Origin of the sequence: Pseudomonas corrugata (assembly GCF_050920615.1) — a bacterium.
Taxonomy (GTDB): domain Bacteria; phylum Pseudomonadota; class Gammaproteobacteria; order Pseudomonadales; family Pseudomonadaceae; genus Aquipseudomonas; species Aquipseudomonas corrugata.
Genome location: NZ_CP130434.1, coordinates 3,683,809 through 3,699,765 on the forward strand (window position 1 = coordinate 3,683,809; position 15,957 = coordinate 3,699,765).

The 15,957-nt window shown below is 61.1% G+C and carries 10 protein-coding genes; 2 read left to right on the forward strand and 8 right to left on the reverse strand.

Annotated elements, in window-relative coordinates:
* Positions 1–53: 53 nt before the first annotated feature.
* From QZH45_RS16540 to QZH45_RS16570, 7 genes are all read right to left on the reverse strand, one after another.
* On the reverse strand, positions 54–3,146 hold the full coding sequence (locus QZH45_RS16540; protein WP_055135726.1) for an autotransporter serine protease: 3,093 nt from the start codon (positions 3,144–3,146) through the stop codon (positions 54–56).
* Between the two features lie 86 nt (positions 3,147–3,232).
* Positions 3,233–4,570, reverse strand: a complete 1,338-nt coding sequence (locus tag QZH45_RS16545; RefSeq protein ID WP_055135725.1) for a TolC family outer membrane protein — start codon at positions 4,568–4,570, stop codon at positions 3,233–3,235.
* A gap of 13 nt (positions 4,571–4,583) precedes the next feature.
* On the reverse strand, positions 4,584–5,918 hold the full coding sequence (locus QZH45_RS16550) for an HlyD family type I secretion periplasmic adaptor subunit (RefSeq protein ID WP_055135724.1): 1,335 nt from the start codon (positions 5,916–5,918) through the stop codon (positions 4,584–4,586).
* Positions 5,915–7,690: a type I secretion system permease/ATPase gene (locus tag QZH45_RS16555; RefSeq protein ID WP_069018232.1), complete on the reverse strand. Its 1,776-nt coding sequence runs from the start codon at positions 7,688–7,690 to the stop codon at positions 5,915–5,917. The genes QZH45_RS16550 and QZH45_RS16555 overlap by 4 nt, the downstream gene beginning before the upstream one ends.
* A 152-nt stretch (positions 7,691–7,842) precedes the next feature.
* Positions 7,843–8,265 carry an AprI/Inh family metalloprotease inhibitor gene (locus tag QZH45_RS16560; protein ID WP_069018234.1) on the reverse strand — a complete coding sequence of 141 codons (423 nt, stop codon included), beginning with the start codon at positions 8,263–8,265 and terminating at the stop codon, positions 7,843–7,845.
* 122 nt (positions 8,266–8,387) lie between these two features.
* Positions 8,388–9,845 carry a serralysin family metalloprotease gene (locus QZH45_RS16565; RefSeq protein WP_024778499.1) on the reverse strand — a complete coding sequence of 486 codons (1,458 nt, stop codon included), beginning with the start codon at positions 9,843–9,845 and terminating at the stop codon, positions 8,388–8,390.
* Positions 9,846–10,167: 322 nt separating this feature from the next.
* Entirely contained in the window at positions 10,168–11,082 is a 915-nt protein-coding gene (locus QZH45_RS16570) for a LysR family transcriptional regulator (RefSeq protein WP_024778500.1), read from the reverse strand.
* Positions 11,083–11,211: 129 nt separating this feature from the next.
* Here QZH45_RS16570 and QZH45_RS16575 point away from each other — a divergent pair, with 129 nt between their 5' ends.
* Complete coding sequence (locus QZH45_RS16575) at positions 11,212–12,666, forward strand: MFS transporter (RefSeq protein ID WP_055135971.1); 1,455 nt, start codon at positions 11,212–11,214, stop codon at positions 12,664–12,666.
* A gap of 192 nt (positions 12,667–12,858) precedes the next feature.
* Complete coding sequence (locus QZH45_RS16580) at positions 12,859–13,137, forward strand: DUF1652 domain-containing protein (protein ID WP_003201764.1); 279 nt, start codon at positions 12,859–12,861, stop codon at positions 13,135–13,137.
* A gap of 198 nt (positions 13,138–13,335) precedes the next feature.
* Here the strand turns inward: QZH45_RS16580 and QZH45_RS16585 are convergent, their stop codons facing one another.
* Positions 13,336–15,804: a UvrD-helicase domain-containing protein gene (locus tag QZH45_RS16585; RefSeq protein WP_055135972.1), complete on the reverse strand. Its 2,469-nt coding sequence runs from the start codon at positions 15,802–15,804 to the stop codon at positions 13,336–13,338.
* Between the last annotated feature and the right edge of the window lie 153 nt (positions 15,805–15,957).

Here is a 15,957-nt window from a genome sequence, read left to right on the forward strand (position 1 = left end):
TGTTGTTGGAATGGGGGATGAAGTGAAGGGGCCAACCGGCCATTTCTCCTGGTTCAGAATTGCCAATCCAGCGTCAGCCCGACACCATGGCTTTTATCCCGGGCACCGAGCACGCCGTTGTAGTCCAGGTTGACGCGCACATCCTTGGCCACTGCGAGCCCGGCCCGTGCACCGATCACCGCGGCATTGCGGTCCATGGCCACGCTCTGCACCGCGAAGGTATCCGCGCTGCCGGCGAACGCCAGGTCCTGTTCGGAACGGGTGTTGCTCAAGTTGTGCTGCCAGCCGAGTGACCCGGAGAGCTGCAATTGCTGCGTCTGCGACAGCGCCAGGGTATGGCTGGCCCGCACACCCAGCGTCGACAGCACCGCATCGCGACGGTCGTTGCCACCGTGCAGGGCTGCGCTGTCGCCTTTCTCATGGAAACTGTCACTGTCCAGATGCACATAAGCCAGGTTGGCGAACGGTTCCAGGTCCACGGGTTGCAGGTCGAGGCGATATGCCGCTTCGGTGAAGAGCTGGGCGGTGCGGGCATCACGCTTGGTTTTCTCCCGACCATTGATCTCGGCCCACTGCAGCTCGCGTTTTACGTCGATGCGATGCCAGCTGTAGGCGCCACCGACGGTCAGGCGCAGCGCGTCGATCTCATGTCCCAGGTAGGCCCCCAGGTGATAGCTGTCGGCCTTGGCCGACGAATGCGTGCCATCCCCCATGCTCAACGAGCTGTCGCTGTATCCGGTGACGAAACCCAGTCGTGTCCGTTCGCTGATCAAGCCATCGCCACCGATCAGCAGCCCGCCGATGGAGCTGTTGGAACTGGCATTGTCATGTCCCCCTTCGCTTTTGCCCCAGGCACCGAGCACCTTGACCCAGAGGTTGCTCCCGGTATCGGTGGGCGTATTGGCGTCGTACAGCGCGTCCTGGCGCAGGCGATCACCTACGGCATCTCGCAGGTAACGGCTTTGGTTGATCAACAACGTGCCGATGGCTGGATGGATCTCGCCGGACAGTTGCTGGAACGCCTGTTGGGCCTCGGCGGCGCTGGGTGACAGCAACAAGGCTTCGTAGAGGCCGTTGCCAGCCCCCAATTGCTCTGCCGCGGTCGCCACCGAGCGCTGGTTGGGGGTCAGGCCAAGGCTGCTGAACGACGTTGCGTTGCGCGCCACCGCCAATCGAACGCCGCTGGCGGAATACGCCAGGTTTCCTCCCAGGAACGCATAATTGGGTAGCACCTCGCCAAAACGCCCCTCGATACCGTCGGCCGCCTGCAGGATGTCGAGCTGACGCCCCAGCAGACTATTCACTTCGCTGGCGGAAAGTAGCGTCGGGCTGTTTTCCAGGGACAACGACACCGTCGCGCCGTCGATGGAGACCTTGCCGCCGGCAATGATCAGGTCGCTGGAGGTAGGCGACACCTCCACCGCGTAGGTCGAACCCGATTGGAAGGTCACATCCCCGGCCACCTGCAACGTGCCGATGGAATTGCCCGGCGCCACGCTGCCTCCCTGCTTGGCCGTCAGGCTGGCGATGCGGCCATTCCCGCCCAGCACACCGCCGTCATTGACAGTCACGGCCGATGCCAGAGAGCCGTTGATTGCAAGACGCCCCTCGTTGACCAGGGTCGGCCCGCTATAGGTACTGTCTCCCGTGAGTACCAAGGTGCCGATGCCTTCCTTGGTCAGGCCACCGTAACCAGTTATGTCGTTGCGCCACACATCCAGCCCGCACTGGATTCCGCTGCACACCCGTTCAGTGGGTTTGCCAGCATCGACGATCGCACCGACGCCCGGCAGGTCCGCCACGAATTGCCCTGTGCCGTAGGCGCCGTCGATACGGAATTCCACGGGAATGTCTTGCTCGGTCACCAGCATCGACGGGCCGTCTATGGCCTTGCCCAGGTTGATCATGCCCCAGCCATACAGCGAATCGACGCCAGGGGCGCCCATGTCGGTGGCCGTGGTACGCAGCACACTGGCGACCTGAGCACCGGTCATGTAGGGGAAGCGCTCCATCAACACCGCCACACTGCCGGCGACATGGGGTGCCGCCATGGAGGTGCCGCTCTTGTTGGCGTAGCCGACCGTCAGGTCATCGGCGCCGGTGCCGCCGATCACGGCGCTATAGACCCGGGTGCCTGGCGCCGATACACAGAAACTGGCGGTATAGCCACAGCGCGACGAGAAGGTGCTGATGGTGTAGGGATCGGGGCTGCTGGTATCGGGGTTGATCTGAAGGGCGGCAACCGTGAGCCAGTTCGGCGCGATGTCCGGCACGAAATACGCCAGGCCCGCGATGGCATCGGGATTGTTGAGGTTGTAGTCGTTGCCGGCGGCGAAAATGGTCACGATTCCACTGCGGGCCGCAGCGATGGCGCCTTCGTAGGCGCCGCCCGGCCGGGTGCCCAGCAGCGGCTGGATCTGGTCGAACTGCAATTGCGCATCCTGCACGGTGAAGTGCGGGAAGGCAGGGTCGCGGCCGCCTTGGTCGAAGCGGTCGGTGATGCCGATGCCCCAACTGTTATTGATGATCCGTGCGCCGCTGGCGATCAGCGCATCCCAACCGGCCTTGTACACCGCGCCATCGTTGCCCAGGATGATGCCGTCTTCGGGTCCTGGATCGCCGTTGTCGGCACTGACAATCTGAGCGTCGAACGCCACGCCGTGCATCGGGCTGCCATCACGGCTGCCGGCGGCGATCCCGCCGACATGGGTGCCATGGGAGCCCAGCTTGCCATCGGAGCCTACCGTGGGCGAGCCGTCATAGCGGAAGGGGTCACCGGCCCTCACCGGGATGTACGGGTCGGTGTATTCACGGATACCGCTGGTGACCAGGGTCACGACTTTGTCGGTGCCGGAAAACTCCGGATGCGCGGCATAGACCGGCTGGTCGAAAATCCCCAGCTTGACGCCCTTGCCCGTGTAGCCGGCGGCATAGGCCTGCTGCGCATTGATCGCGCCCAACCCCCATTCGGCGTTGAATTCGGCACTGCGCCAACTGTCCGGGTCCCCGGACCTGCCGCCCTCGACATAAGGCGCTGCCTGGGCCGTGCCCAGGGTCGCCACAGCGCAGAACACGGCCTGATTCAAGGTTTTGAGCAGGAACAGACTGCGTGTTTTTCCGGGGTGCTTATTGTTATCGATTTTCATGAACCATCCTTAGTTGATGCAAAAGTCCTGTAGCTTTCCCGTCCCTTGGGGCTTGCACTGGTCTCCTGTGGCGAGGAGTCAATGGATCAGCGGGTTACAAACGCCTCATCCACCTTCGCCAGGTCCTGTTCCCCCAAGGTGCCGGCGTAGTAATGCAATTTCACCCAGGCCATGAGGTAGTCGTAGCGGGCCTGTGCAAGGTCGCGGCGAGTGGTGTAGAGCTGTTGCTCGACGTTGAGTGCGTCAAGGTTGACCCGCTCGCCACCAAGAATGCTTTGCCGGGTCGACACCACCAGCGCTTCGGCGGAGACCAGGGCTTTCTGATAGGCCCGCAGCTTGTTCACCCCCGACACGCAGGCGCTGAACTGCCGGCGCAGTTCGATCAGGGTTTCGCGGGTCTTGGCGTCCAGCTCGTACTCGGCCTGTTCCATGGTGCGGCTGGCCTGACGGGTCGAGGCCGAGACGCCACCGCCGGCATACAAGGGCACGCTCACTTCCAGGCCAATGGTGTTGGTGTCGTAGCGCTGGTTGTAGGTGTTGCCGCTTTCCGACTCGTTCTGGCGCATCGTCGCGTAAGCGCTGATCTTGGGCAGATGCCCGGCGCGGTTGCGCTCTACCTCGTAACGCGCCACGTCCACGGCTTGGCGCTGGGAAGCCAGGTTGGGGTTGTTGCTCACAGCCAATTCATGCCAGGTATCGAAACCGGCGGGCTGCAAGGCGAAGGTCTGGAAAGTTTCGTTCAACGGAGCCAGGTCGCCGATCGCCAGGGTGGGCACGCCGATCAGCGAACCCAGCTCGCGCAGAGAGGCATCCTGTTCGTTGTGCGCTTCGATCTCTTCGGCAGTGGCCAACTCGTAGCGCGACTCAGCCTCAAGAATATCGGTACGGGTGCCTTCGCCCTGGCGGAACAGGTGCTCGTTCTGGCGGAACTGCTGTTCGAAAGCCTTCTTCTTGGCCTGGGCAATGTCGATCTGGTCCTGAGCGAACAGCGCCTGGGTGTAATGGCTCAGCACCCGCACCAGCAACTCCTGGCTCTTGCCGCGGAAGTTCTCATCGGCGAACAGCGCCTGCGCCACGCCTTTGCGATAAGCCGCGTAAGCCTCGTAGTCCAGCAGTGGCTGTTGCAGGGTCAGGCTGGAGCCGTAACTGCTGTAGTTGCGATCGTCGTGCTGGCTGGCGCCGCGGTCATTGAGGTAGGTGACCTTGGACTGGTTGCGGCCCTTGTTGTAGCTGTAGCCCAGGTGCGGCAGCAGCCCGGCACGGCCGATGGCGCGATTCTCCAGGCCCGCGTCGCGCTCCTTGATCGCCCCGAGATAAACCGGGTCGTTGCGCAGGGCCTGTTCGTAGAACTCGAACGGCCCCATGGCCCAGACATTGTTGCAAATAGAGACGGCCAGCAGTGCCAACCCGTAGAAACGCTTCATACACCGGACATCCTTATTCCTCGGTCAACGCAGAGCCGGCCCGGTCGAGCAGCGGTTTGAACAAGTAGTTGAGCAGCGAGCGCTCGCCGGTACGCACGAACATCTCCGCCGGCATCCCGGGCTTGATCACCAGGCCATTGAGTTTTTCCAGCGCCGCATCGCCAACGTTGCTGCGCAACACGTAGTACGGCGTACCGGTTTTTTCGTCGATCATCTGGTCGGCGGACACCAGGCTGACCTCCCCCGACACCCTCGGCGTGCGGCTCTGGTTGAAGGCAGTGAACAGGATGTTCACCGGCAGATGGATACCGACCTTGTCGATCAGGCTCACCGGCAGGTGCCCTTCCACCTCCAGCCGTGTGCCTTGGGGCACGATCTCCAGCAGGGTGTCGCCCTGGCGCACCACTGCGCCTTCGGTGTGCACTCCCAGGTTGACGGCGATGCCATCGGCGGTGGCGAGGATCTCGCTGTGTTGCAGCTCGAACCTGGCCGACGTGAGCTGTTGTTGCAGGGTTTCACTCTTGAGCTGGGCGTCGGCCAATTGGCTGCGGACTTCCTTTTGATACTCCTCGCTGTGTTGCTGCAGCTTCAGTCGAGACTCGATGATCCCCTGCTCCACCCGGCCGCTTTCGCCGCCGTTCTGAGCCAGCTCCTGCTGTACCTGGGACAATTGCCGTTGATAGTCCAGCAGGCGGTTACGCGGGATATAACCGTTATCTGCCAAGGGCTGCAGGTTGCCCAGTTGCAGGCGCAGGGACTCGGCCTGGGCAGTCAGGTCGCCACGGGCCCGTCGCATCCCCGCCAATTGCGCGATGGCGCCTTCGATGCTGGCGCGCAACGCGGCTTGTTCCCGGGCGAAGGCTTCGCGGCGGCTGCTGAACAGTTGTCGCTGGCCTTCGAGCACCAGCGCAAGGCGTGGATCCGGGTCCTGGCTCAATGCGCTCGGAAAACTCACTTGCGCCAGGTTGTCCCGCTCGCTTTGCCAGCGCGCCAGGCTGGCCCAGGCCATCTGGTACTGGGCTTGCAGCGATTGCACGTCCGCTGAGGCCTGGGTCTGGTCCAGACGAAACAACGGCTGCCCTTGCTTGACCGCTTCGCCCTCTCGCACCAGGATCCGACTGACCATGCCGCTGCTCATCGATTGCACAGCCTTGCGCTTGCCGGAAACCACCACTGTGCCTTGTACGGGAATGCCCTGATCCAACGGGGCCAGGCTGGCCCAGGTAAAAAAACTGCCCGCGCCAAGGAGCGCCAGGGCCCAGCCCATGCGCATGAAGAAACGGGCGTCACGTTCGGGGCGCTCGTGGTGTCGAGTGTGTTCGAGGGTCATGTCGCGATCCTTGCTCATGCGTTTCCGGGCTTGCCGGCGGCCTGGTACTGACGACTCATGCTCAATCCGTTGGGCGTTGCCTGGGTTTTGTCTCGCGGAGTGTCCGATTGGCCGGATAGCGCCCGCAGCACTTCCTGGCTTGGTCCGAACGCTTGTAGCCGACCTTCGTTAAGCACCAGCAGCTTGTCGGCCTGGGCCAGCGCCGAGGAGCGATGTGTCACCAGCACGACGCTGGTGCCCTGGGCCTTCAGCTGCGCGATGGCACTGGCCAGCGCCGCCTCGCCGACGGTGTCCAGGTTGGAGTTGGGCTCGTCGAGCACCACCAGGCTCGGCCGGTCGTACAGGGCCCGGGCCAGGGCGACCCGTTGTTTCTGCCCACCTGACAAACCGCTACCGTCCTCCCCCAGGACCGTGTCGTAACCTTGGGACATGCGCAGGATCAGCTCATGCACGCCGGCCTGCTGCGCGGCAGCGACGACTTTCTGTGGGTCGGCCTCGCGAAAGCGGGAGATGTTCTCGGCGATGCTGCCGCTGAACAGTTCGATGTCCTGGGGCAGATAGCCGATGTACGGACCGAGTTGGTCACGATTCCAGCGATGGATATCGGCCCCGTCCAGCCGCACTGCACCTCCCAGGATCGGCCACACGCCCACCAGCACACGGGCCAGGGTGGATTTGCCGGAACCCGAAGCCCCCAAGACCCCAAGTACCTCGCCGGCAGCGAAACTGAAACTCACTTGATGCAATGTCGCCTGGCGCTGCCCCGGCGGTCCGGCGCTGACTTGCTCAAAGCTCACCTGGCCCTTGGGCGGTGGCAGTGGCATCGCGTCGTCCTGGGGCGGATAGGCCTGCAACAACGCGTCGAGACGACGATAGGCCAGCTTCGCGCCGCTCCATTGCTTCCACACGGCAATCAATTGATCGATAGGGCTCAATACCCGGCCCATCAGGATCGAGCCGGCAATCATCATCCCGGCGGTCATGTCGCCCTTGATCACCAGCAGCGCCCCCAATCCCAGCACGAGCGATTGAAGGCTCAGGCGCAAGGCTTTGCTGAACGCACTGATGACCGCACCGGTGTCGCTGGCCTGGTTTTGCAAGCCGAGAAAACGCGAATGCACGGTAAACCAGCGGTTGCGCAGTGCATCGAGCATGCCCATGGCCTGGATCGATTCGGCGTTGTGCAAATGACTGGTGGCCAGTTGACTGGACTGTTGCGAGTAGCTGCTGGCCTGCCCCAACGATTTGCGGGTCATGATCTCGTTCAGGCATGCCAGACCGATGAGCAGCAGCGTGCCCACGCTGGCGAACACGCCCAGCCAGACGTTAAACAGATAAATCACCAGCAGATAGACCGGGAACCAGGGGGCATCGAAGAAGGCAAATAGCGCCGGCCCGGTGACGAACTGGCGCAGATGGGTCAAGTCACCCAGGGACTGCCCGGCGTTGCCTTCGCCCTGGAGCAGGTTGCGCTCGAACGCGGCTTTGTAGACCTGGAGATTGAATCGTCTCTCCAACTGGCTGCCGATGCGGATGACAATGAAGCTGCGCACCATTTCAAGCAACCCGATGAACACAAAGAAGCCCACCACCATCAACGACAACATTACCAGGGTGGTTTCGTTTTGCGATGATAATCCCCGGTCATATACCTGGAGCATGTAAATGGAGGGCGCCAGCATCAGGACATTAATCAGCGCGGTAAAACAACCGACACTGAGCAGAATGTTTTTATAATCGCCCAGCGCCTTGAACAGCGGCACCGCGGCGGCGGTCTTTGCCCTCTTCATCATTCTTCCCTGCAATTGGCTTCGCCACAAAGTTGGCAAACACTTGAACTTTCCAATCATTTAATAGTTGAGCATGCCCACACCAAAGTGCGCGCCTGATGAACAAGCGCGTCTGGATTCAAGGTAAAACAGGCTCAAGCCGTACGAATAAGCTAACGCGCGCCCTCTTGGATATTGCGCTCAAGGATGACGCTCAATCCCGATTTCAAATTGACTTGATAATGCTGGCCCTGACGCAGCCCCAGATGAACTCTGGCATCTTGCTTGCCAAGCAGCGAAAGACCATCGGGCTCAGGAAACCAACGGACCGGTTCATCCCCGAGCCACTGGCCCAGGCAGTCGGTTTGCCCGCCTACGGTCTGGTCCGCCTTGAGCTCGATGACACAGATATTGGACGGCTTGTCCTGCAGCGCCTGGGTTTGTGCGTTGTCCTGCGGGCCTGCCAGAACGGCGCGCCACTGACCGGCCAACTGTGAGGGTTCTGCTAACAACAGGCTGCGCGCCATGGTGACTTCTCCGGAAAACAACATCAGCGCAGCGAGTAACCAGGCGGTTGCCGGAAGACTGCGGGGCATGATCTTTACTCGCTGAAAGAATTGGAATGCGTCTGTGGCGAGGGAGCTTGCTCCCGCTGGGCTGCGAAACAGTCCCATTATCGATGGGAACACCCCCCTCACCTCAGTGAGTCACACGGGCATCAAGCCACGATGTCCGAAACCGCTGCCTGGCCGACGGTGCTGACCAGGAAATCGGCCACGCCATGCCCGGAGAAGTCCACCGACAACAGGCTGTTGCCACCCGATGTCGACAGCACCGCATCGCCCGCCGCACCGGTGAACGCATTCACGAAGTGCAGGCCCGCGCCGTTGGTGATGCCGGTCAGGTCGATCTTGTCCAGGCCGCTGACGAAATCGAGGATCTGGTCCGTGGCACCCGGCCGCGAATCGGAGCTCGCGGCGAAGACGAACGTGTCGGCACCCGAACCGCCCGACAGCTTGTCCGCACCGCCGCCCCCCCAGAGGATGTCATTGCCGGCGCCCCCCTTGAGCTCGTTGGCCACTTCGTTGCCGATCAGCAAATCGCTGCCCGACCCGCCGATGGCATTTTCGATGGTGGCGCCCTGAGCGATGGACACGTTGCCCACCATGCCGCCAACGTCGGAGAACGAGGCGTCATTGAGATTTATTTTCTGGTTCTGGGTGAAACCGGAAAAGTCCAGGGTATCGCGACCGCCCGCATCCCATACCGAGAACACCACCTTGTCCGACGAGGACGATGCGCTGAGGAAATCGCGACCGGCGTTGGAATTGAAGCCGTAGGTGGTGTCACCGGTACGGGTGCTCATGTTGGCACCGTAGAGTTTCTGGATCGCCGCGATGTCGTCCATCAACGGGCCTGAGGAATAGGCTTCGACTCCGCCTTTGCTGAAGTTCTGGTCGGTGTTGCTTTCACTCCAGTAGCTCATGACGCTGTAGCCACGGGTGTCCTGGCCGTACGTGGCGTCATCGTAGGTCGGGCTGCCTTCGCCGGCGTTGTAGTCGCCTGGGTGCGCCAGGCCCAGGGTGTGGCCGATTTCGTGGGTCAGGGTCTGCCGGCCATAGTTGTTCAGGCCCGGATTCTTGTTCTGGGTGTAGCTGCTATTGATCAGGTACCAGGACGTCCCGTCATACCCGGCGCCGGTCCCCGGCAGGTAGGCGAACGCCGCTGCGCCGTCCTGGCCACTGCTGTAGTTGCCGAAGGTCATGTGTCCGTCGCCACCGCTGCTTCTCTCGGTAAAGGTGACATTGGCCACATCCGCCCAGGACTGCATGGCCAGCACTGCCTGGCCCTTCTGCTGAGTACTGAACTGGCTGAAACCGCTGATTCCATGCTTGTTCATGGTGCTCGAGGAAGCGGAGGTCAGAAAGGTATAAGTCAGCTCGATCTTGCCGCTGCCGTCTCTGTCCTGATACGCCGCGCCGTCGCGCAGCAATTGAGTCGCCGCCTCGTCCACCGAGTACGAGGGTTTGCCATTGATGGTGAGGTTGCCGCCACGGTCATATTGATGGCTGAAACTATTGATCTGGTTGAATGCATTACTGGACGCGGCCAATGATTGCGGTGCCCAGAGGAGTTGTTCAGCAGAATCAACAGTGCCGGTTTTGACTTTCGACATAAACACACTTCCTTGTTTGCAATGGAACAGTTTTTGTCAGACAGACAATCTCTGGCGAGATCGTCCTATCACTCGCCCAATTGAGGACGCAAGAAAACTGACACAATTCGAAATCATACGTCTAGCGATTTTTTCGACGCATATGGACAACAACTCTGACGACACGCGGGGCACTAGGCGCCCGTCCCGTTAATACAGGCAGCACAGCCTCAGGATCAAAAATTGTCGGACAAAACCCTATTTAAATATTAAATATCGCCCTATGTCGAGCAGTACACTTTCAGCAACTAAGTGCCAGTGAAGTGCTATTAATTAATATGAATTAGTGGCCTATTTGCTCCCCAGTGTTGCGCGCGCAAACCTCACGCAAACAACCTCGCAGCCAGCGGTGTACCGGATCGGCATCCATTCGTGGATGCCAGAGCATGGCAATCGTGAATATCGGCACCGGGAACGGCAGCGCAAAGCTGTGCAGGCCGGCGCGCAGGCGGGTGGTATAGCGTTCGGGCACACTGGCGATCAGGTCACTGGACCGCGCGAGCCCCAACGCCGTGGAAAAGCCGGGGACGGTGGTGATGATCTCTCGCGTCAGGTTCAAGGGCTCCAATGCCCGATCGATGGGGCCGTGGTCGAGGTCGCGCAAGGCGACAGCGATATGCCCGCCCTCGGCATAAGCAGCGGCGGTAACCTCGGCCTGGCTCAGCGGATGCCCCAGGCGTACCACGCCGATAAGTCGGTCGACAAACAATGCCTGGGTGCGTAGCTCCGGTCGGGTGTCCTTGTCCACGACGGCGGTTTCCAGGTCCACGGTCCCCTCGCGCAGTGCCGTACTGCTCTTGTCAGCCTTGTCCACGAAGCGCATTCGGACACCGGGGGCCTCCTCGCCGATGCGGGTAATCAGGTCGATCCCGAAGTTTTCCACGAACCCTTCCCGGGTGCGCAGCGTAAAGGTCCGATTCAACCGCCGCAGGTCCGGGGCCTCGACCGGGCGCAGTACTGTCTGGGCATCCTGCACCAGTTGACTGACCTGCTCGCGCAGTTCCAAGGCACGGGGCGTGGCCACCAGCCCTCGCCCGGCCCGCACTAACAGCGGGTCACCGGTGGTATCGCGCAATCGCGCCAACGCCCGGCTCATCGCCGAAGGACTGAGCCGCAGCCGTTGGGCCGCTCGGGCAACGCTGCCTTCCGCCAACAGCACGTCAAGGGTGATCAACAGGTTGAGGTCGGGAATGGACATGGTCAGGCCTCGGGCTCATAGATGGCGTCATATGCAGCTATAAAGTGCAAATGCTGCGTCTTCCGCCATGTTATGCCTGGGCGTACTGTTCTGACAGTCCAGTTTTTGTGAACCGCTCCGGAGAACAGCATGAAACCAGTCCATACACCGCCGGACATTCCCGGCGCTCCCCAAACCTCCTCGTCGCGCTGGGCGTTGACCAGCCTTGCCCTGGCAACCTTGCTCGCCTCGCTGGGCACCAGCGTCGCCACAGTCGGCCTGCCCGCCTTGGCCGAAGCGTTCGGCGCCTCTTTCCAGGCAGTCCAATGGGTGGTGCTGGCTTATCTGCTGGCGATCTCCACGCTGATTGTCAGCGTCGGGCGCCTGGGTGATCTGCTGGGACGCCGACCACTGCTGTTGACCGGCATTCTGTTGTTTACCCTGGCGTCTGTTCTCTGCGGGCTCGCGCCTTCCCTTGGGCTGTTGATCATGGGCCGGACGCTGCAAGGCCTGGGAGCGGCCGTCATGATGGCGTTGACCCTGGCTTTGGTCGGTGAAACGGTCGAGAAGGAGCGAATCGGGCGCGCCATGGGCTTGCTGGCCACGCTGTCAGCGGTAGGCACCGCCCTTGGACCCTCGCTCGGCGGCACGCTTGTCAGCGTATTCGGCTGGCACGCTATCTTCCTGATCAACGTGCCCCTCGGACTGCTGACATGGCTGTTGGCCTGGCGTTCCTTGCCCACCCATCGCCCGCAGACGAGTGCCGCAAGACCCGGCTTCGATATCCCGGGCACAGTGCTGCTGGCGACGGCGCTGGGCGCTTATGCACTGGCCATGACCCTGGGACGCGGCCATTTTGGTGGACTCAATCTCGCCTTGCTGCTGGTGGCGATCCTTGGCGGCGGGTTGTTTGTCCTGGCCCAGCGCCGGGTAACGTCGCCGTTGATCCCCCTGGCATTGTTCCGTGACCGGCTGCTGGTGTCAGGCCTGGCAACGAGTGCATTGGTCGCCACAGTCATGATGGCGACGCTGCTGGTAGGACCTTTCTACTTGTCCATCAGCCTTGGACTGCCGACCTCGCTGGTGGGATTGGTGCTGGCCGTCGGGCCCTGCGTCGCTGCGTTGGCCGGCGTGCCTGCCGGGCGCCTTACGGATCGGTTCGGCGTGCGGCCCATGCGGCTTGCCGGGTTGGCGACCATGGTGCTGGGCTGCTCGATGCTGGCGCTGGTGTCACCCGCGTTGGGCATGGGCGGCTACGTCATGGCCATCGTGGTGACTACGCTGGGCTATGCGCTGTTCCAGACTGCTAACAACACGGCCGTGATGGCGGATGTTGCTGCACAGAAGCGCGGCGTCATTGCCGGGTTGCTCAACCTGTCGCGTAACCTGGGTTTCTTTACCGGTGCATCGGTGCTCGGCGCGGTATTCGCATCAGCATTACCGACGGTCGGTGTCTCCGCGGCCAGTCCCGGGGAGGTCGCAAACGGCCTGCATCTCACCTTCGCCGTCGCTTTATCGATGGTGGGCCTGGCTCTACTGATCGCTCTGCAATACCGCGCGCCAGAGGCGTTGAGAAACCAGCAGACTTCGTCAGGAAAAGGATGATGGCATTCTGAGTCCTGGCCTTTAAGTCATGATGCAGATCAAAAAAAGTGAACCAATCGCAAAACGGACTGAAAAAAGCCACATGACTTTCATTATCAGGTGCTATTTTTAGTTTTCACTGGTAGGGCCATGATGGCTCTTCCTTCCTGACAAGAGCAAACGGAAGCGCTTGATGAAGAAGGTGGGCAGCAGATGAATAAAGGATCGTTCAGCAAGGTTACGTTTCCCAACGCTTGCCAGCTGATGCGCTGGCATTTCCATCCAATGGGCTTCGAGGCCAGTATGGATGCGCCGGGCAGCATGGTCGCCCGGCTGTTCGACCGTGCCAGCGGCGAAACCATGATCGCGATTGCGGGTATCCCCTGCGCGACCGTGATGAATGCCCCTGACGTGGAGCGAATAATCGAAGCGGTGGAAGCCGAGCTGGAGGCCTTCGTACCACCGGTTGGTTTGAGGCGATTCGCCTCCTGAGTAAAAAAGCCCGCATTCTGTGGGCTTTTTTGTGGGCGCTATCCCGGGCATTTGTGCCAGCTGTCCCGCCGCTATCGCGAGCAGGCTCGCTCCCACAATGTCTCGGGGCGGCTTCAGCAAGTGTGTTCACCCAACCCCCTGTGGGAGCGAGCCTGCTCGCGATGGCGATCCTCCAGGCAACTACCAGACCAGTCCCACTCAACCGCAGGCGCGGCGATGGTCAACAAAGAAAGGCTTGCCTTTGTCGATACGGTCCGAGGCCCTGGGCCCGTTGGCGGCCTGACTGTCCGGCTCCTCCACGTACCAGTAGCAATGCTGCACGGCACGGGTGATGCCCACGTAGGCCAGGCGCAGGATTTCGTCCTTCTGCGCCGTGTCGTACGGCTCGGTGTCACTGTCCTGGCCCAGCCCGGCCATCCGATAGACCTGATTCTTGTAGGGGGAATGGGTCAGGTGCTGGCAATCTCCCAATAAGAATACTGCATCAGCCTGGAGCCCCTTGGCACTGTGATAGGTCATCTGCCTGAGGCGCCGCATCTCATATGGCAAGCTAGAATCCACATTAACTATTGACTGAATATGCTTCTCTATCAATGTCTTATCGATACTTCTTCGATACAACATCAATATCGAATCCCCCTTGCGATAATGCTCCTCCAGCCGTTGGGCCAAGCCCTCATCGTCCCGATCCAGCACATTGACCGGGCTCAGCAATGGGGATTTGCCGCTGGCCTTGGCCTTCTTGCCAGGGATGGCAGCCGCCGCACGGACAATATGCTCGGCAGCATCGATGATGTGCTGATGGCTGCGATAATTGTCAGTGAGCATCACTCGGGTAGTGGCCGACGACGGGAATTGTTGGCTGAACGCCATGAAATAGCTCGGTGAACTGCCGCGCCAACCATAGATCGACTGCCAGTCGTCGCCGACACACAGCAATGAAGAGTGTTGAGCACCTCGCCCCACATGCATGGCAGGGCCCCGGCGACGCACTTCCCGAAGGCTTGCACGAAGCCAGGAGACGATCTGCGGAGAAACGTCCTGGAACTCATCAATCATCAGGTGTGACATAGGCCTGAGAAGCGCATCGCCCAGTAACTTGAAGTTCTCCGGCGAATGCTCGCTGAACAGCGCAAACATGCGGTTGTAGGTCATGATGGGAGGCGACTGGTCGAGCAGATGGTCTTCAAACGCCCGCCAATAGCGGCTCAACGCCTCGAAAAAGAACCGATCAGGGTCATCCTGGGCGAAACACATTCGCCCTACGGCATCCGGTACATCCAAACCCAGGTTCTCAATGAAACCGGCAGCGGCGACGAAACAGTCCAGCAATGGCGCCGAACCCAGCTCCCCCTTGACCTTGTAATCGAAGCCAGGCCCTGCGCTCGCGTCCCCGGCCAACGAGGCGAGAAGACGCTTGGATGACTCATAGCTTTCTATCCATATCAACGGCTTACGGCAGAAAGCTTGAAACAGGGTTCGCTTTACTGCCCATTCCGCACGCAGGCTCAGCCGCGCGCCTGGACGACTGAGTCGGGCATCCTCCCGCGAATCGAACCCCAGTATCACCCAAGCATCCAAGGCTGGGACGTAACCATGACAATGGAACGTTGAACCGTTGATGTTGAATGTCTGACGCTTGGGCTCGACACCCTTGATGGGCCACGCGCCGGCGCGAAACCACAGATCCTCGATGGCATCGCACAGTTCTTCATCACGTTGGGCAGCCAGTTCGGTCACGGCTACCCGCTTCTGCACGTCCGGGTGGTCACGCTCCAGTTGCCTGAGCTGAAAAGCGTGCCGGGACAGTGGTTTGATCAGCTCGCGAAAACGCTCGTCGCGTTGATAGAGATGGTGATAACACGCATTGAGTTGCTGGCGCTGAGCATCGTTGATGCGCAAGTCGAAGGGGTTGCCGTCGATGTCGTCATCGCCCGCCCCCGTGCGATGGCCCAGGGTTTCGAAGGCCTGGAGCCGCTCGAATCCCGGCAGGCTGCGCACCATGGGCAAGATGCGCGAATGGAAGGTCCGCACCAGATCGCGGGCTTCCCTGGGGTTGACCGCTCGCCCCCACAAGGCGAAGACCTCGATCAACTTCTGAATAAAGTCTTTGCGCGATTCCCGGGTAAACGTCACCACGGTCATCGAATCCAACTCGAAGCCCAGATACTGAGACAGCAACACGATGCGCAGCACCAGGGTCGTGGATTTACCCGCACCGGCCCCGGCAACCACCGAGGTGGAAGGCGTGTCGCTGAAGATCATCTTCCACTGCGCAACACTGGGCTGTGCATGAGCCGGCAGCAATCGGGCGACATCCGCCTTCACGCGCTTCTTGAGCTCGGGGGTCAATGGCAGGCGCCAGTCGTCGAACAACAGGTCATCCACTTTGGGCGCCGGGTGTTCCGTACTGCGGAAGTCGCGGATCAACAAGACCTGGCGCGCCTCCTCCAACCCCTCGGTCTTGCCCTCTTTGAATCCGTAATCGAAACCGGCAGCATGACCGCTGCGAAAACCATCAGCCTGTCCATGTAACCAGGAAGCCCTATGCTGCCCGCGCAGACGTGTCAGTCCATGGCCAAAGAATCTGGCTGCCAGACGCTTGAGCAGCGGCATTTGCGCCAGGGGAAGCAGTTCGGGAGGAAGATCGGGAGAGTGTTGCGGCACGCTTTGGGACTCCGGCGTTCAAAACCATGACGACTATGGTGTCTGGATTTACCGATGAGTGCTACCCAAAAGCTTGTAGGTCATGGGGTTAGGCGATGAAGTGAAAGTGGTATCGCATCGACATGACGGCCGCCTTGACCACCGCTATCGCGA